Annotated in this window: 17 protein-coding genes and 1 riboswitch; of the genes, 11 read left to right on the top strand and 6 right to left on the bottom strand. The window is 65.0% G+C overall.

The genetic code is table 11. The features are described 5' to 3' along the window. Positions 1–2: 2 nt before the first annotated feature. The 7 genes from FJ950_RS15520 to FJ950_RS15490 are packed head-to-tail and all read left to right on the top strand — an operon-like array spanning position 3 to position 8,260. Positions 3–860: a carbohydrate ABC transporter permease gene (locus FJ950_RS15520; RefSeq protein ID WP_015318967.1), complete on the top strand. Its 858-nt coding sequence runs from the start codon at positions 3–5 to the stop codon at positions 858–860. Positions 861–862: 2 nt separating this feature from the next. Beyond that, positions 863–1,981, top strand: a complete 1,119-nt coding sequence (locus FJ950_RS15515; RefSeq protein ID WP_140617412.1) for an ABC transporter ATP-binding protein — start codon at positions 863–865, stop codon at positions 1,979–1,981. Next, entirely contained in the window at positions 1,978–3,102 is a 1,125-nt protein-coding gene (locus FJ950_RS15510; protein ID WP_140617411.1) for an ABC transporter ATP-binding protein, read from the top strand. The genes FJ950_RS15515 and FJ950_RS15510 overlap by 4 nt, the downstream gene beginning before the upstream one ends. Continuing rightward, positions 3,102–4,655: an FGGY-family carbohydrate kinase gene (locus FJ950_RS15505; protein WP_140617410.1), complete on the top strand. Its 1,554-nt coding sequence runs from the start codon at positions 3,102–3,104 to the stop codon at positions 4,653–4,655. The genes FJ950_RS15510 and FJ950_RS15505 overlap by 1 nt, the downstream gene beginning before the upstream one ends. 10 nt (positions 4,656–4,665) lie before the next feature. Continuing rightward, positions 4,666–5,706 carry a 2-hydroxyacid dehydrogenase gene (locus FJ950_RS15500; protein WP_181166358.1) on the top strand — a complete coding sequence of 347 codons (1,041 nt, stop codon included), beginning with the start codon at positions 4,666–4,668 and terminating at the stop codon, positions 5,704–5,706. A 46-nt stretch (positions 5,707–5,752) separates the two neighbouring features. Then, on the top strand, positions 5,753–7,270 hold the full coding sequence (locus tag FJ950_RS15495; protein ID WP_140617409.1) for a glycerol-3-phosphate dehydrogenase: 1,518 nt from the start codon (positions 5,753–5,755) through the stop codon (positions 7,268–7,270). A gap of 48 nt (positions 7,271–7,318) precedes the next feature. Continuing rightward, positions 7,319–8,260: a TIM barrel protein gene (locus FJ950_RS15490; protein ID WP_140617408.1), complete on the top strand. Its 942-nt coding sequence runs from the start codon at positions 7,319–7,321 to the stop codon at positions 8,258–8,260. A gap of 54 nt (positions 8,261–8,314) precedes the next feature. Here FJ950_RS15490 and fba read toward each other — a convergent pair whose 3' ends face one another. Then, positions 8,315–9,379 (bottom strand): class II fructose-bisphosphate aldolase, encoded by a 1,065-nt coding sequence (gene fba / locus FJ950_RS15485; RefSeq protein WP_140617407.1) that lies wholly within the window; start codon positions 9,377–9,379, stop codon positions 8,315–8,317. Between the two features lie 271 nt (positions 9,380–9,650). On the opposite strand from fba, the gene FJ950_RS15480 reads away from it, so the two are divergent. The 3 genes from FJ950_RS15480 to FJ950_RS15470 are packed head-to-tail and all read left to right on the top strand — an operon-like array spanning position 9,651 to position 11,682. Next, a complete protein-coding gene (locus FJ950_RS15480) occupies positions 9,651–10,421 on the top strand; it encodes a DeoR/GlpR family DNA-binding transcription regulator (RefSeq protein WP_140617406.1) in 771 nt (256 codons plus the stop codon). A gap of 36 nt (positions 10,422–10,457) precedes the next feature. Next, a complete protein-coding gene (locus FJ950_RS15475) occupies positions 10,458–11,216 on the top strand; it encodes a triose-phosphate isomerase (protein ID WP_140617405.1) in 759 nt (252 codons plus the stop codon). 25 nt (positions 11,217–11,241) lie between these two features. Then, the gene (locus FJ950_RS15470; RefSeq protein ID WP_140617404.1) at positions 11,242–11,682 is read left to right on the top strand and encodes an RpiB/LacA/LacB family sugar-phosphate isomerase; all 441 of its coding nucleotides are present in this window, start codon (positions 11,242–11,244) and stop codon (positions 11,680–11,682) included. On the opposite strand, the gene dhaL is transcribed toward FJ950_RS15470, so the two are convergent. The 4 genes from dhaL to FJ950_RS15450 form a co-directional block, all read right to left on the bottom strand. Continuing rightward, entirely contained in the window at positions 11,679–12,314 is a 636-nt protein-coding gene (gene dhaL, locus FJ950_RS15465; RefSeq protein WP_140617403.1) for a dihydroxyacetone kinase subunit DhaL, read from the bottom strand. The two genes, FJ950_RS15470 and dhaL, sit on opposite strands and share 4 nt — an antisense overlap. Before the next feature lie 10 nt (positions 12,315–12,324). Further along, positions 12,325–13,332: a dihydroxyacetone kinase subunit DhaK gene (locus FJ950_RS15460; RefSeq protein ID WP_140617402.1), complete on the bottom strand. Its 1,008-nt coding sequence runs from the start codon at positions 13,330–13,332 to the stop codon at positions 12,325–12,327. A 75-nt stretch (positions 13,333–13,407) separates the two neighbouring features. Continuing rightward, the gene (locus tag FJ950_RS15455) at positions 13,408–13,881 is read right to left on the bottom strand and encodes a 6,7-dimethyl-8-ribityllumazine synthase (protein WP_015318954.1); all 474 of its coding nucleotides are present in this window, start codon (positions 13,879–13,881) and stop codon (positions 13,408–13,410) included. A 77-nt stretch (positions 13,882–13,958) separates the two neighbouring features. Continuing rightward, positions 13,959–14,103: riboswitch (FMN riboswitch) on the bottom strand. A 101-nt stretch (positions 14,104–14,204) separates the two neighbouring features. After that, positions 14,205–15,380, bottom strand: a complete 1,176-nt coding sequence (locus FJ950_RS15450; RefSeq protein ID WP_140617401.1) for an MFS transporter — start codon at positions 15,378–15,380, stop codon at positions 14,205–14,207. A gap of 48 nt (positions 15,381–15,428) precedes the next feature. Between FJ950_RS15450 and FJ950_RS15445 the strand changes: the two genes are divergently transcribed. Further along, positions 15,429–15,968 carry an Lrp/AsnC family transcriptional regulator gene (locus tag FJ950_RS15445; RefSeq protein ID WP_015318952.1) on the top strand — a complete coding sequence of 180 codons (540 nt, stop codon included), beginning with the start codon at positions 15,429–15,431 and terminating at the stop codon, positions 15,966–15,968. Positions 15,969–15,985: 17 nt separating this feature from the next. Here the strand turns inward: FJ950_RS15445 and FJ950_RS15440 are convergent, their stop codons facing one another. Continuing rightward, a complete protein-coding gene (locus FJ950_RS15440; RefSeq protein ID WP_140617400.1) occupies positions 15,986–17,314 on the bottom strand; it encodes a four-carbon acid sugar kinase family protein in 1,329 nt (442 codons plus the stop codon).

Raw genomic sequence — 17,314 nt, 5'->3', positions numbered from 1 at the left:
CGATGGAACATACCTCGCTTCTCGAACGCATCCTGCGCGGCGCGGCACTGACGCTGGTCGTGATCTTCTTCATGTTCCCGATCCTGTGGATCTTCATGATGTCGTTCCAGACCAACGAGACCATTCTACGCATCCCGCCGCAGCTCATCTTCGAACCGACGCTCGCCAACTACACGGCGTTGATCACCGGCAAGCTGATGACCGCCGCCGGCACGCTCGACATCGCCTTCATGCGCAACCTCTGGAATTCGGTGTTCCTGTCGGTGACCTCGGTGGCGGTTTCACTGCTGCTCGGCGTGCCGGCGGCCTACGCCTTCGCACGTCACAAATTCCGGGGTTCGGAGGACATCGCCTTCACGCTGCTGTCGTTCAAGTTCGCGCCGGCACTTCTGGTGCTGCTGCCGCTGACCCTCTATTTCCAGAAGCTCGGCCTGGCCAACACCTATATCGGGCTGATCTGGGTCTACCAGTTGATCTGCCTGCCGCTGATCCTGTGGATCGTGCGCGGCTATTTCGAGGATATTCCGGCCGACATCGAATATGCTTACCGCATCGGCGGCCATTCCTGGTTCGCCACCTTCCGCAAGATCGCGCTGCCGCTCGCCGGCCCTGGCATCGCGGCGGCCGGCCTGCTCGCCTTCATCTTCGCCTGGAACAATTTCGTTTTCGCGCTGGTGTTGGCTTCGGCCGACAAGCAGCCGGTGACGGTCGGCGCGTTGGCCTTCATCACTTCATCGGGCATCCAGTACGGCCAGATTTCGGCGGCCATAGTCTTGTCGATCACGCCGACGCTGGCGCTCGCCCTTTACGCACAGCGCTATCTGGTCGAGGGCCTGTCGCTCGGCGCGGTGAAAGGATAGAAATGGCCAGCCTCGAACTCAGAAACGTCGTCAAGCGCTACAAGAGCCAGACCGTCCTCGACAATCTGTCGCTGACCGTCGCCGATGGCGAAACGCTGGTGCTGTTTGGTCCCTCGGGCGCCGGCAAGACGGTGCTGTTGCGGCTGGTCGCCGGCGTCATCGATCCGGACGAAGGCAAGATCCTGATCGGCGGCGAGGACATGACCGATGTCGACGCGGAATTCCGCGGCGTCGGCATGGCGTTCCAGAATTTCGCGCTGTTTCCGCATATGAGCGCTTTCGACAATATCGCGACGCCGCTGGCGGCCAAGCGCTCGTCGCAGAGCGCGATCAAGGCCGGTGTCGAGAGCGTCGCCAAATTGTTGAAGATCGGCCATGTGCTTTCCCACAAGCCGCGCGCGCTCTCCAACGGCCAGAAGCAGCGCACGGCCCTTGCCCGCGCTTTGGTCGGTTCGCCGCCGCTCCTTCTGCTCGACGATCCCTTGCGCAATGTCGACGCCAAGCTGCGTTTCGAGATGCGGCTCGAACTGCCGCGGCTGCTCGCCGATCGCGGCGCCACCGTCGTCTACGTTACCCAGGACTACAAGGAAGCCATGGCGCTCGGCGACCGCATCGCGGTGATGTCGCAAGGCGTCATCAGGCAGCTTGGTACGCCCGAGCAGATCTATCGTGAGCCCGCCAACATCGAGATTGCGCGGCTGTTCGGCGATCCGACCATCAACCTGCTCGACGTCAAGCCCGCGCGCGATGCCCGGGGGGGCTATGTCGGCCTGTCCAATGTGCAGGTCCATCTCGCCGATGCTCCCGAGGCCGCCATCGGCCGCGACTGCATCATCGGGCTGAGACCCGAGGCCCTGCATTTCGTTGGCGAAAACGAACCCGGCGCCATTCCGGTGACGGTCGAGGCGGAGACGCCGCTCAACGAAAAGATCGTCACCCTGGTGCGCACCGTGCGCGGCCGTGAAATCCTGGTCTCGCGCCCGGCCGGAACGCCGGGGCGCAGCGAAGGCAAGGCGCATATCGCCGTCGACGGCAAGAGCGCCCTGCTGTTCGATCGGGCGAGCGGCGAGCGCATCGGCGCCAGGAATGTCGTCAAACTGCGCAACGGAGAAGCGGCATGAGCCCGAGCGCGCTCACCATATCAGGCGTCGACAAATTCTATGGCCCGATCGACAGGGGCGTTCACGCCGTCAAGAACCTGACGATGGAGATCGGCAAGGGCGAAATCGTGGCGCTGCTCGGCTCGTCGGGCTGCGGCAAGACCTCGACCTTGCGAATGATCGCTGGCTTCGAGGAGGTGTCGCGTGGCGCGATCGCGGTCGCCGGCCGCAAGGTACACATCTTGCCGCCGGTCAAACGCAATGTGGCAATGGCCTTCGAGGGCTATTCGCTCTATCCGCCGCTCACCGTGCGCGAGAACATGGCCTTTGCCCTCAAGGCCGCAAGGCTGCCCAGGAGCGAGGTCGACGCCAAGGTCGCCAGCATCGCCAAGCTGCTGGAAATCGAGGACATATTGGAGCGCTATCCCAGCTCCATTTCGGGTGGCCAGCAGCAGCGCGCCAGCCTGGGCCGGGCGCTGATCCGCGAGGCCGACCTGCATCTGCTGGACGAGCCGATGGGGCAGCTCGAGCCACAGCTTCGCGCCGTGCTGCGCGGCCGCATCAAGCACTTCATCAAGGAACGCGGCCTGACCGCGATCCTGGTCACCCACGACCAGACCGAGGCGAACGCGCTGGCCGACCGCATCGCGGTGATGGAGGGCGGCGTGCTGCAGCAGTTCGACACGCCGGACAGGATTAAGGAGCGCCCGGCGAACCTGTTCACCGGCACCTTCGTCGGCGAGCCGCCGATGAACGTCTTCGAGGCCTTTGTCGGCACGGCCGCAGGCCGCATCAGTCTCAGGCTGCCCGACGGGCTGTCGCTCGACTACGACAAGGACGCCTTCAGCGCTCCGGTTCGCGACCAGCTGCTCAGCCGCGAGCGGGTGGTCATCGGCATCAGGCCCTATGCGGTCAGGCGCTCGAAGGAGGGTGTTCCGGCCAGGGTCTCGGCCAACCAATGGCTCGGCGACCAGACCCACATCGCCGCCGACTTCGCCGGCGGCTCGCTGGTCCTGGTGGAGCATGACCGCACCCGGCTCGACCTCGGCGCGCCCATCAATGTCAGCATCGATCCCAAAAACCTGCACGTCTTCGACCAGGCGAGCGGCAAGGCGATCTCGCACGGCATGGAGATCGCGTGATGTGCGACGTACTGATCGGCATCGATGCCGGCACTTCCGTCATCAAGTCCATCGCTTTCGACACGAAGGGCCGCCAGATCGCGGCCGCGGCAACGCCGAACCATTACGAGACGCTGCCGGGCGGCGGCGCCGAACAGGATCTGGCCCGCACATGGGCCGATGCCGCCACGACCTTGCGCCAGCTTGCCGACAAGGTGCCCGATCTCGCCAGCCGGACCGTCGCCATCGCGGTGACCGGGCAGGGGGACGGCACCTGGCTGATCGACGGCAAGGGCGAGCCGGTGGCCAAGGGTTGGCTCTGGCTCGACGCGCGCGCCGCGGGCGTCGTCGAGGAAATCCGCGCGCGGCCCGATGACCGGCTGCGCTTCGAGAAGACCGGCAGCGGTCTTGCCGCCTGCCAGCAAGGCTCGCAGTTCGCCTTCATGAAGCGCACCATGCCCGAAATGCTCGGCAAGGCGGCGACCGCGTTCCACTGCAAGGATTGGCTCTATTTCAAGCTGACCGGCGAACGCGCCACCGATCCGTCCGAAGGGACCTTCACTTTCGGCGACTTCCGCACCCGTGACTACAGTGGGGACGTGCTCGACGTCCTCGGCGTCGCCGATCTCAGGCACCTGCTGCCGCCGATCGTCGACGGCACGAGCCACAGCGCCGGACTGTCGCCGGCCGCCGCCGAAGTCACCGGCATGCTTGCCGGCACACCCGTCGTGCTCGGTTATGTCGACGTCGTCTGCACCGCGCTCGGCGCCGGCCTCCTCGACCGCGAGCGCAAGCCCGGCTGCTCGATCATCGGTTCCACCGGCATGCACATGCGGCTGGCCGAGACCCCTGATGATGTGCAGCTCAACGAAGCGGCGACCGGTTATACGATGGCGATGCCGGCGCCGGGCGTGTTCGCGCAGATGCAGTCCAACATGGCGGCGACGCTCAACATCGACTGGGTGCTTGGCCTCGCTTCGGGCATTCTCGCCTCGCAAGGCATAACCCGCAGCAATGGCGAGATGATCGCGCTGGTCGATGCCTGGATCGCGGCCTCGCGGCCGGCTTCGCTGCTCTACCAGCCCTACGTGTCGGAAGCCGGCGAGCGCGGACCGTTCGTCGATGCCAATGCCAGGGCAGGCTTCGTCGGCATTTCGTCGCGTCACGGCTACGCCGATCTGGTGCGCGCCGTCTTCGAAGGCTTGGCTTTCGCGGCGCGCGATTGCTACGCCGCCATGGGCCCGCTGCCGCGCGAAATTCGGCTGACCGGCGGCGCCGCCAGAAGCCCGGCGCTGCGCAAGATCCTGGGTGCGGCCATCGGTGCCGACACGCGCACCAGCGCGCGCGAGGAGGCCGGTGCGGCCGGTGCCGCAATGATCGCGGCGGTCTGCGTCGGCCAATACGCCTCCATGGACGAATGCGTCGGCGAATGGGTGACGCCGCTGCTCGGCGAGGCCGAGCCGAGCGACCCGGATCTCGCCGCGATCTACGACAGGATGACCCCGTCCTACATGCTGGCGCACCAGGCCCTGCGGCCGGTCTGGCGTGCCATGGCGACATCGCAGGAAAATTGAGAAGTCGAGTATGCTGAGGAAAATAGCGATCATTGGCGACAACTTCATGCTGCCGGAGGTGTTTCGCGTCAAAATCGAGAAGGTGGCCAGTGGCGACCTCGATATCAGGACATTGCGGACGGCCTGGCCCGACGAGCCGATGGAGTTCGGCAACGCCGCGCTGGGCCTCGACAAGGTCAAGGAATATTTCGGCCATCCCGACGAGGTCGTCGACTTCATCGACGATGCCGAAATCCTCGTCACCCAGCTTGCGCCCCTGTCGGAGGGCATGATGCGGCGCCTGCCAGGGCTCAAGCTGGTCGCGGTGTCGCGCGGCGGCCCGATCAACATCGACATGGAAGCGGCCCGCGCGCATGGCATCACCGTGGTCAATGTGCCCGGCCGCAACGCCACCGCCGTGGCTGAGTTTACCATCGGCGCCATCCTGGCCGAGACGCGGCTGATCCGAGTCGGCCACGAGGCCTTGCGCAAGGGGGAATGGCGCGGCGATCTCTACCGCGCCGACCGCACCGGCCGCGAGCTCGGCGAAATGACCGTCGGCGTGGTCGGCTACGGCAATATCGGCACGAAGGTGGTGCGCCTGCTGCGCGCCTTCGGCTGCCACGTCCTGGTCAGCGATCCCTATGTGCAACTGAGCGCCGAGGACCGCAACGCTGGCGTCGAACTGGTTGCGCTCGACGACCTCCTGTCGCGCTCCGATGTGGTCACGCTGCATTCACGGGTGACGCAGGAGACACGCGGTCTGATCGGCAAGGACACCATCGCGCGGATGAAGCCGGGCGTGATCTTCGTCAATACGGCGCGTGGCCCGCTGGTCGACTACGACGCACTCTACGAGGCGCTGGTTTCAGGGCAGATCGCCAGCGCCATGCTGGAAACCTTCGCGGTCGAACCGGTGCCCTCGGACTGGCCCTTGCTGCAGCTGCCCAACGTGACGCTGACGCCGCATATCGCCGGCGCTTCGGTGCGCACCGTGACCTATGCCGCCGAGCAGGCCGCCGAGGAAGTGCGCCGCTACCTGGCCGGCCTGCCTCCGGTCAATCCGTGCTGAGAGCGATGGCCATGATGCGAAAATCAGGCAGCGGGGCGACGGCAAGATGAGCGTCGGCCCTGACATAGTCGACCTCTTCGTCATTGGCGGCGGCATCAATGGCGCCGGCATCGCGCGCGACGCCGCCGGCCGCGGGCTTTCCGTCATCCTGTGCGAAAAGGACGATCTCGCCGAAGGCACCAGCTCACGCTCGGGCAAGCTCGTCCATGGCGGTCTGCGCTACCTCGAATACTACGAGTTCCGCCTCGTGCGCGAGGCGCTGATCGAGCGCGAGGTGCTGCTGGAATCGGCGCCGCACATCATCTGGCCGATGCGCTTCGTGCTGCCGCACAGCCCGGACGACCGGCCGGCATGGCTGGTGCGGCTCGGCCTCTTCCTCTACGACCACCTCGGCGGCCGCAAGCGGCTGCCCGCCACGCGGACGCTCGACCTGCGCACCGCGCCCGAGGGCGCGCCGATCAAGGACAGCTTCAAGCGCGGCTTCGAATATTCCGACTGCTGGGTCGACGATGCCCGCCTCGTCGTCATCAATGCGCTCGACGCCGCCGAACGGGGAGCGAAGGTCCTCACCCGCACTGCCTGCACCGCGGCCCGCCGCGAGGGCGGCCTCTGGGTTGTCGAGATGCGCGACGTCAGGACCGGCATCAAGACCAGCGTACGGGCCCGCGCGCTGATCAATGCCGCCGGCCCTTGGGTCAACGACATCGTCAACCGCGTTGCCGGCCAGAATTCCAGGCGCAACGTCCGCCTCGTCAAGGGCAGCCATATCGTCGTGCCCAAATTCTGGGAGGGAAGGCAGGCTTATCTCGTCCAGAACAACGACAAGCGCGTCATCTTCATCAATCCCTACCAGAACGATCTAGCCTTGATCGGAACCACCGACATCCCCTACGAGGGCCGGCCCGAGGATGTGAGGGCGGATGAGAGCGAGATCGATTACCTCATCAAGGTGGTCAACCGCTATTTCAAGCGCGGCCTTGCGCGGGGCGACGTGGTCCATTCGTTCTCCGGTGTCCGGCCGCTCTATGACGACAACGCCGACAATCCGAGCGCGGTGACGCGCGACTATATTTTCGAACTCGACGCGCCGGACGCGCAGGCGCCGCTGCTCTCCGTCTTCGGCGGCAAGATCACCACCTTCCGCAAACTGGCCGAGCATGCGCTGGACAGGATCGCACCGTTCTTTCCCAGCATGGGCAAAGCCTGGACCGCGAGGGCGCATCTGCCCGGCGGCGACATCGCCAATGCCGACTTCGAACAATTTCTTGGCAACCTCGCAAGCGAGTATCCATGGATGCCGGCATCGCTGCTCAAGCATTACGGCCGGCTCTACGGCACCAGGACGCGGTCCGTGGTCGGCGGCGCCCGATCGCTCGCCGCACTGGGGCGGTGCTTCGGCAAGGATTTCTTCGAGCGCGAGGCGAACTACCTCTTCGAACAGGAATGGGCGGAAGACGCGGCCGACATTCTCGAACGGCGCACCAAGCATGGCCTGCATTTGTCCGCCGAGGAGAAGTCGGCCTTCGAGCATTGGTGCGCGAGCCGGCAGGCGAGGGCAGGCTGATGGCGCTCATCGCCCCTGTTCTGCGCCGGCGTTGACGGGATCGCGACCTTGGCTTTCACGCTCTCCCTCAACACCAATCCGCTGGTCAACCGCTTCGCCGAGCCGGACGATCTGATCGATACCGTCGCCTATGAGATCGGCATTCGCGACGTTCAGCTCACGCATGAATTCGTCAACCCAGGCTGGCCGGCGGCGACGATCGTCAAGTTCGTCCGCCTGTTCCGCAACGCCTTGGATCGCACCGGCGTGCGCGTCACCTCCGGCATGACCGGCCCCTATGGCCGGCTGAACCATTTCGGCCATCCGGATGCCGATGTGCGCCGCTACTATGTCGACTGGTTCAAGACCTTCGCCGATATCTCGGCCGAGCTTGGCGCTGGCGGCATGGGCACGCAGTTCGCCATTTTCACGCATCGGGACTATGACGACCCCGCCCGTCGCGCCAGGCTGTTCGACATCGCGCTGGACTGCTGGCGCGAGGTCGCCGAGCACGCCCGAGCGGCAGGCCTGACCTATCTGTTCTGGGAGCCGATGTCGGTCGGTCGCGAATTCGGTCACACGATCGAGAATTGCCGGATGCTGCAGGACGCGATCGACGCGGCCGGCATGGCCATTCCGCTGGAGATGATGGTCGACATCGACCATGGCGACGTCACTTCCTCCAATCCGGCCGACGTCGATCCCTATGCCTGGGCCGAAGCTTTTCCCCTGAAGTCGCCGATCATCCACATCAAGCAATCGTCGATGAACAAGGGTGGCCATTGGCCATTCACCGCGGCCCACAACAAGGACGGCCGCATCACGCCTGAGAAGCTGCTGGAGACGGTACGACGCGGCGGCGGCACCGATAACGAAATCTGCCTCGAACTATCCTTCCGCGAGCGCGAGCCGGTCGACCATCAGGTGGTCGCCATGATCCGCGAGTCGGTCGATTATTGGGCACCGTTCATCGACGCCGGCAGGGCGGGGATTTCGCCGAAGGCCGGATAGAAATCGGACAGGAGCCGATGCGGCTCCTGTCCATGAAATGCAACCGGATCGAGCTCAGGCGAATTTCGGGTCGAGGCTGCCCGACTTGTAGCGCTTGGCCATTTCCGAAACCGGCAGCGGCTTGATCTTCGGCGCATTGCCGGCGGTGCCGAACTGCTCGAAGCGCTCCTTGCAGAGCTTCCTCATCGCCGCCATCGCCGGCGTCAGAAATTTGCGCGGGTCGAACTCGCTGGGATTTTCGGTCAGCACCTTGCGGATCGCGCCGGTCAGCGCCATGCGGTTGTCGGTGTCGATGTTGATCTTGCGCACGCCATGCTTGATGCCGCGCTGGATCTCTTCCACCGGGACCCCCCAGGTCGGCTTCATCTGGCCACCATATTTGTTGATGATCTCCTGCAAGTCCTCCGGCACCGAGGACGAGCCGTGCATGACCAGATGCATGTTCGGCAAGCGGCGGTGGATCTCCTCGATCACGTTCATCGCCAGCACCGCGCCGTCGGGCTTGCGCGAGAATTTATAGGCGCCGTGGCTGGTGCCCATGGCCACCGCCAGCGCATCGACATGGGTGTCGCGCACGAACTGCTCGGCCTGCACCGGATCGGTCAGGAGCTGGTCGTGGCTGATCGCGCCTTCGACGCCGTGGCCGTCTTCCTGCTCGCCGCCGCCGCTCTCGAGCGAGCCCAGCACGCCGATCTCGCCTTCCACCGACACGCCGCCCCAATGCGCCATATCGACGACGCGCCGTGTGATACTGGAATTATAGGCATAGTCGGCTGGCGACTTGCCGTCTTCCTTGAGCGAGCCGTCCATCATCACGGAGGTGAAGCCGTGCTGGATCGCGGTGACGCAGGTGGCTTCGTTGTTGCCATGGTCGAGATGCATGCAGACCGGGATGTCGGGATGGATTTCGACCAGCGCGTCGATCAGCTTGGCCAGCACCACGTCATTGGCATAGGCGCGCGCGCCGCGGCTCGCCTGCAGGATGACCGGGGACTTGGTCTCCTCGGCAGCCTCCATGATGGCGAGGCCCTGTTCCATGTTGTTCATGTTGAAGGCCGGCACGCCATAGCCGTATTCGGCGGCGTGATCGAGCAATTGTCTCAGTGTGATGCGAGCCAACGATTAGTCTCCCGTATCTGGTTTCGAACTGTGGTTGCGGGCCGCCCGCGCATCGTTCAGCCCACCGATGCTTCTGGCCGGAATCCCGCGCAACCGCAACCGTGACAGACCGTCCCGGCAGCAATTCTTGTTACAGCGGCGCGATAAAAGCTGGCGAAATATCCCACAAAAATATCCCATTATCACAAAAATCATGATAGCTATGCGATCATATCTGTTATATCTTCGTTCGATCAAGGAGCCAGGCTTCTGCGTTGGCGGGTCGGCGAGAATGAAGAGCGACAACAGACGCCAAGGCATCATGGACTTCCTGGTGGATGCCGGCGCGGCGAGCGTCGACGATCTTGCCTCCCGCTTTGGCGTCTCCAGGATGACCGTGCATCGCGACCTCGACGAGCTCGAGGAGAGCGGTTTGCTGCGCAAGGTGCGCGGCGGCGCCTCGATCCAGCCGAGCAGTCTGTTTGAAAGCGATTTCCGCTACCGGCAGAAGCAGGCGATCGGGGAAAAACAGCGCCTTGCGGCGGCGGCCGTGGCTATGATCGAACCCGGCCAGACGGTCATCATCGACGACGGTTCGACCGCGGGCGGTATCGCGCGGTATCTCGCCGATCTCAGGCCGCTGACGGTGATCACCAACAATCTCGCCGTCATCCAGGATCTGGCCGGTGCCGCAGGCATCAACCTGATCGCGCTTGGCGGCCAGTACTCGAAGAAATTCCACGGCTTCTTCGGCCTGCTCGCCGAGGCTTCGCTGCGGTCGCTGCGCGCCGATGTCGCCTTCCTGTCGTCGTCCGCCATCCATGGCGCCTCCGCCTTCCATCAGGACCAGGAAGTGGTGCAGGCCAAGCGACTGATGATGGCCGCGGCGACACGCAAATATCTGCTGGTGGATCACGGCAAGTTTGGCCGCAGCGCGCTGCATTTCCTGGCCGATCTCAAGGCATTCGACGCCGTCTTCACCGGGCGCGGGCCGGAGCCCGGAATGCGCGACACGCTGGATGCGGCCGGCGTCTCGCTGACAGTGGTCGCCGACAAGGATTGATGATCAAACGGGGACTGAGGACCAAGGAGTGTACGCGTGGTTTACTGGGTCGGTACAAGCTGGAAGATGAACAAGACGCTCGCCGAGGCGCTTGATTTTGCAGGCGCACTGGCCGGCTTCGTGGCGGGTTTCGACGATCGCATCCAGCCTTTCGTCGTCCCGCCTTTCACGGCGGTGCGCGAGGTCGGGCAGGCGCTGTCGACGACGCGCGTCAAGGTCGGCGCGCAGAACATGCATTGGGCCGACGCCGGCGCCTGGACCGGCGAGATCTCGCCGGTGATGCTGAACGATTGTGGCCTAGACCTGGTCGAACTCGGCCACAGCGAAAGGCGCGAGCACTTCGGCGAGACCGACCGCACGGTTGGGCTGAAGACGGCGGCGGCGGTCAAGCACGCACTGATACCGCTGATCTGCGTCGGCGAGACGCTGGCCGAGCGCGAAGGCGGCAAGGCCGATGCGGTGCTGACCAGCCAGATCGAGGGTGCACTGCAATTCCTCGAGGGCGAGGCGAGGGGAGCAAAAATCCTGTTCGCCTACGAGCCGGTCTGGGCGATCGGCGACAAGGGCATTCCGGCCAGTTCCGACTATGCCGACAGGCAGCAGGCGCTGATCAAGACGGTCGCCGGCGGCCTGCTGCCGTCCGTGCCGCCGGTGCTCTATGGCGGCAGCGTCAATCCCGGCAATGCCGCGGAACTGATCGCCCAGCCCAACATCGACGGCTTGTTCATCGGCCGCTCGGCCTGGCAGGCCGAAGGCTACATCGACATCCTGCGCCGCGCGTCGGCCGCCATCTGAATCATCGAACTGGAAAGGACAAAAAATGAAAATAGCCATTGGAGCCGACAGCGCCGGCAAGCCGCTGCTCGACGTCATATCAGCGCATCTGGCGACCAAGCCGGGGCTCACCGTCAGCGACCTCAGCCAGGCCGGCTTCTATGCCGATCTGTCGCGGAAACTTGCCCAGACGATCGTCGACGGCGAGAACGATCGCGGCATCCTGTTCTGCGGCACCGGCATCGGCGTCTCGATCTCGGCCAACAAGGTGCCGGGCATCCGCGCCGCACTCACCCACGACACCTATTCGGCCGAACGCGCGGCGAAATCCAATAACGCCCAGATCATCACCATGGGCGCCCGCGTCATCGGCCCGGAACTGGCCAAGGCCATTGTCGATACCTGGCTGGCCTCGGAGTTCGACGAGAAGGGACCGTCGGCCGGCAACGTCCAGGCGATCGACAGGCTCGATGCGGCGAAGAGCTAAGCGAGACTGTCGCGCATCGCGCCGATGACGGTGACGGCCGAAGCCGCACCGGGATCGATATGGCCGAGCGAGCGCTCGCCGAGCCGCGACGAGCGGCCCTTGGCGGCGATCATGTCCTTGGTCGATTCCGCGCCGCGCTCGGCGGCGGCAAAAGCGGCCTGGAGGCTTTCGGCAAGGTTTTTTCCTGCTGCATTGCTGGCGCCGGCCGCTTCCGCCGCCGGTTGCCAGGCGTCGACCATTGTCTTTTCGCCGGTTTCGGCCTTGCCGCGATCCTTGATGCCTTGCGCCATGGCCTGCAGCAGCGCGACGACATCGGCATCCGCCAGCGTCGCCTTGCCCTTGACGGCGGCGGCGGCGCGCATGAAGGCGGTGGCATAGAGCGGGCCGCAGGACGCGCCGACGGCATTGAGAAACGATTTCGCCGCGGCGTTGAGGAGCGCGGTCGGCTCGGCCGCCGTAAGGTCGAGCGATGCCAGAGCATCGCGCGCGGCGTTGAACCCGAGCGCCATGGCAATGCCGTGGTCGGCGTCGCCGATGACGCCGTCGAGCTGGCAAAGCCGGTCCCTGTCGGCTTCCATCGCCACGGCGATCGCATCGAACATTCTTTTCAGGTCGAACGCGGCGATGGTCATGGAGCGCTCCTCAGCCGGCACGGAACATGGCGCAGTCGCAGGGGTGGTCGAGCATCGCCTGCAATTCTTCGTCGAGATGGAAAAGCGTCACCGAAGCGCCGGCCATTTCCAGCGACGTGCAGTAATTGCCGACCCAGGTCGCGTGGACGGAAACGCCGATGGCGTCGAGCCTCTGCTTGACCCGGCGGTTCATGATGTAGAGCTCCATCAGCGGCGTCGATCCCAGAGAATTGACCAGCACCGCGACCTTGCCGCCGCGCTTCGGCGCCATCTCGGCGAAAATCTTGTCCAGCATCGCGTCGGTAATTTCGTCGGCGGTCCCGAGCTTGCCGCGGGCGATGCCGGGTTCGCCATGGATGCCCATCCCGATTTCCATCTCGTCCGCGCCGATCTCGAAATTCGGCCGCCGGGTCTGCGGCAGCGAGCAGGGCGACAGTGCCACGCCCATCGTGAAGGTGCGGTCGTTGGCCTTGCGCGCGACGCGCTCGCATTCGTCGAGGGAGAGCATCAGGTCGCAGGCGGCACCGGCCGCCTTGAAGATGAAGAAATTACCCGCGACACCACGGCGCTTCCGCCGCTGGTCACGCGGCGCCGAGGCAACGTCGTCGGTGGTCAGCACCGTGCGCACCTCGATATCGTCCATGGCGGCCATCTCGGCCGCCATGTCGAAATTCATCACGTCGCCGGCATAGTTGCCGTACATGAACAGCACGCCGGCGCCGCCGCTGACCGCCTTGGCGCATTCGAGGATCGGATCGGGCGGCGGCGAGGCAAAGACGTTGCCGACAGCCGCCGCGTCCGCCAGCCCCTTGCCTACAAAGCCGAGAAAGGTCGGCTCGTGGCCGGAGCCGCCGCCGATCACCAGCCCGACCTTGCCGGGCCGTGGTCCATCGCGGGCGATGATCGAGCGCGGACTGCCGTCCACGCTCCCGAGATGGCGAGGATGCGCGGCCAGGATCCCTTCGAGCATTTCGTCGACGGCACGGTTGCCGTCATTGATGATCTTCTTGGTCTGCACCGGCATCCTCCCGAACTCAGTATTTTCCGGGATACTACAGCCCGTTACCGGGATTTCCACCCCGGCAGCGCCGCTTCAGGCCGCGATCTTTTCCCGCGCGGCGAGTATCTGCACACAGGCGTTTGCCGCTTCCTTCCCCTTGACCGTGAAATGCTCGAAGAAGAAGCGATGATGCTCGGCGCTGTCGTGGAAATTGTGGGGCGTGAGCACCGCCGAAAGCACGGGCACGCCGGTCGACAGCTGCACGTTCATCATGCCGTCGATAACGGCGTTGGCGACGAAGTCGTGCCGGTAGATGCCGCCATTGACGACGAATGCCGTGCCGAGGATAGCGGCGTAGCGGCCGGTCCCGGCAAGCGTCTTGGCATGGAGCGGAATCTCGTAGGCGCCGGGCACGTCGAAGATATCGACGGCAAAGCGTCCGCCGCCAATCTCGGCCAGTTCCGCCCCAAAGGCTTGCACGCACTGGTCGACGATGTCGGCATGCCAGCGCGCCCTGATGACGGCGATGCGGATTGTTTCATAGTCTTTGTGGGAATGCTGATTCATGGGTCCATCCTTCCGTTTCGAACCAGAATCAGGACGCACGATACGAAATGCGGCCCGCCGGGGCGGTCCGTCTTCCGTTTCGTTCTCTTTCATCCGGACTGTAACCGTCGGCTCCGGAATCACACCGGATCTGCTGACCTCTCCGATACCGGAGAGCGCTCGCGGGCTTCGGCCGAAACCGTTACCGCCGGTGGGGACTTTCACCCCGCCCTGAGAACATTAACGCGCTTTGTATGGGAGGATGGTGGGGCCGCTGTCAACGCAGCAGGTGCCCTTGGCCAATCACGTTTTGCCGACTGGAGCAATGCAACAGGCGGATCGTTCTAGCGTGTGCGCCATGCCGCCGCGCCAGCGGCAATCAGCATCAGCAAGGCCGCAACTGCCGCGCATGTGGCGAAGCCGAAGCCGGAATAGAGCGGCCCGAAGCCGGTGGTGCCGACGAACACCGCGAGGTAGGTCACCGCGCTGTTCAGCCCCATGATCGTGCCCCGCCGCGACGGATCGAGCGCCGACAGGCGCATCACCAGCACGTTCAGCCCGAAATGATTGGCAAGTCCCCAGGCAGCCACCATGGCGAGCGTCAAGCCATAGCTGCCGCTGGTCGCGGCGATCGCCACGTAGACGATGGCGACGAGAAGGTAGGCAAAGGGCATGACGCGTCGGGCGCCCAGCCGATCGATGATGCCGTCGAAGAGCGCCGCCGTGCCAAATCCCGCGCCATAGGCGAGGGCCGCCAGCCCATTGGCGCTGACGGGCTGCCCCAGCCCGCTGTGGAGGTGGTCGCCAAGGTAGCCATAGACACCGTAGAAGGCGGTCATGAAGGCGCCGCATGCGATGAGAAGCGGCACAATGCCGGGAATGTTCAACGCCACCAGCGGGGCGGGTGCCGGTCCGGCCTTCCGGACATCCGGGAGCGACGATGCGCTGAGGCCGCCAAGCGCCAGTGCCGCCAGCACGGCCACGGCGACAAAGACGGCGCGCCAGTGCACGAGATCGGCAAGCACCGCCGACAGCGAAACGCCGGCCACCATGCTGAGCGTCCACCCGGTCAGCACCACGCCGATCGTGCCGCTTTCCCGCCCGGGCGGGGCGATGGCCGCGGCACTGGCATAGATTGCCGGCATGGCGACGCCGGCGGCGATCCCAGCGACAAGCTGCGCGGCAACCAGCGCGCTCACCGTTGGCGCGACCGCGCTGCCGACCAAGGCCAATGCCAGCAGCAGCAAGGCCGCCTGCAGCATCCGCCGCGCGCCGAGCCGGTCGATATGGCGTGCCAGGAACAGGGCGCTCGCGGATGTGCCGAGGCCGAACGCGGCCGCCGCCATCATCACCATGGGGACGCTGGTCGAGAACGACACGGCCACTGCCGGAGCGATCGGACCTAGCACAAGCGAATTCGAGCCGATCACGGCGATGCACCCGGTCAAGAGATAGGCGAGGGCCGGGATGGGCGGCCTGGTGTCCGCGCCCAAGGCTGTAGCTTGATCGTTGTTCGACATATCATCATAATGGCCGTATTAAATTCCGTGACAATCGGGAATACCGCTATGGATGAAGAAACAGATGGCATTCCGCGGAACAGGCCGGCGGCCCGGGATGTCGACGCGACCGACCGAAAAATATTAGGCGTTCTCGTCGAAGACGCGACCGTCAGCTATGCCGAGCTCGGCGATCGCGTCGGCCTGTCGCCGCCGGCAGCGCACGAGCGCGTCAAGCGGCTTCGGCGCAGCGGCGCCATTCGCAACACGGCCGCCATCATCGATCCCAACGCGGTGCGAAAGCCGCTGCTCACCTTCGTTCACATAGACACCAGCGGCTGGGGCAAGACCCCGGAACTGATGGCGATCTCGGAATATCCCGAGGTCGAGGAAATCCACACCGTCGCCGGCGATACATGCGTATTGCTCAAGGTGCGCACCGAGGACACCAAGGCGCTCGAAGGCCTCCTGTTGCGTCTCTACGAGACACCCGGCGTCACCTCGACGCGCAGCTACGTGGTTCTGGCGACCTACCTCGAACGGCCGGTGCAACCCGGCATCACGGCGCAGTGGCCGACGCCGAAGCACATGGGCAAGCCGTTGTATTGAACGGCTTGGCTCGTCGCTTAGCTTCCCAGCCGGATCGTCTCGAAATAGGCGTCGGTGCCGACCTGGCCGCCTTTCAGCGCTATTTCGAGGCCATCGATCTCACCGCCGCCATGGGCGACGCAGAGCGGAGATCCCGGCGATTGCGGTAACGGCATGCGCACGGTCAGCGCGTCGATGGCCAATTGTCCGAGCGCGTGGCTGGACGTATCGCCACCGGCGATCACCGCGCGCTTGAGTTTCTGCTCGGCGATCAGACGGCGCAGGATGGTCCCCAGTGCCCGCCCGAGCGTATTGCGGGCGCCCTCGATCCGGTCGATCTCGGCACCGCGATCGGCCTGTGGACCAAGCGCGGTGTAGAGGATGACGCTGCGGCCCTTGGCAAGGCTCGCCAGCCCGGCCGCGACCGCCTGCTCGATCGCTTCGCCGGCGCCCTCGCGGACCAGCCGCATCGCATCCATCCCAATACCGTCGAACCCGTGGGCGAGTGCGTGGCGGATTTGCTTTTCCGTGGTCGGGGAGACGCTGCCCGACACCACGGCGAGCCGATCCACCGGACCGGGCGACGCGAATGCCGCATGCCCCGACACGATGCCTTTGGCGGCCCACTCGGCAAGCAAGGCATATTCGGCGCCGGAGGATCCGACGACAAAACCATGGCCCTTTTCATGGATGCGCCACAGCTGTTCGCCGACCCGCCGCTGAGTCTGGAGGCTATCGACGTCGAACAGGACGATGTCCTTGTCTCGCAGGATCTGATCGACCGTTTGCGAAAGATCGTCCGCCTGCAGCGCCGCCAGGTCGACCAGACCGGAACTTAGGCTGGTCTGGCGCGAAAGGTGGATGAGCAGGTCGGCCTCGTCCATCGGCGTCACCGGATGCCTGCTCATCACCGGATGCCGGTCGATGCGGAAATACGCGCCGCGGAATGCCGCGAAGAGATTGCCGAAGGCGGTGTAGCGCTTGAGCTGCGGCGCCCCGACCACCATCGGCACGCTCGCTCGGCCGAAAATACGCCTGCCGATTTCGGTGGCGCGGCCAATGCTGCCGACCGCCGGGCTGGAATCGAAGGTAGAGCAGATCTTGTAGTGGCAGATCGCCGCCCCGAGGCCTTTCAGCCATTCGAAGGCCGGCGTCAGGTTTTCCTCCATCCATTGCGGCGTTTCGCTTCGGCTGGTGCCCGCCAATCCAACCGCGCGGCAATGCGAAAATCGCGCCAGCAAGGACGGATCGGGCTGGTTCATGAACAGCACCGTCGGAACGCCGCCGAGCTCAAGCGCCTCCATGACGTCCGTCGAACCGGTAAGGTCGTCGCCATAATAACTGAGGAGCAGGTTTTGCGCGGCCAT

Origin of the sequence: Mesorhizobium sp. B2-3-14 (genome assembly GCF_006442175.1) — a bacterium.
GTDB lineage: Bacteria > Pseudomonadota > Alphaproteobacteria > Rhizobiales > Rhizobiaceae > Mesorhizobium > Mesorhizobium australicum.
Note: the sequence above shows the minus strand (reverse complement) of the source record. Positions and strands in the feature narration are given on the sequence as shown.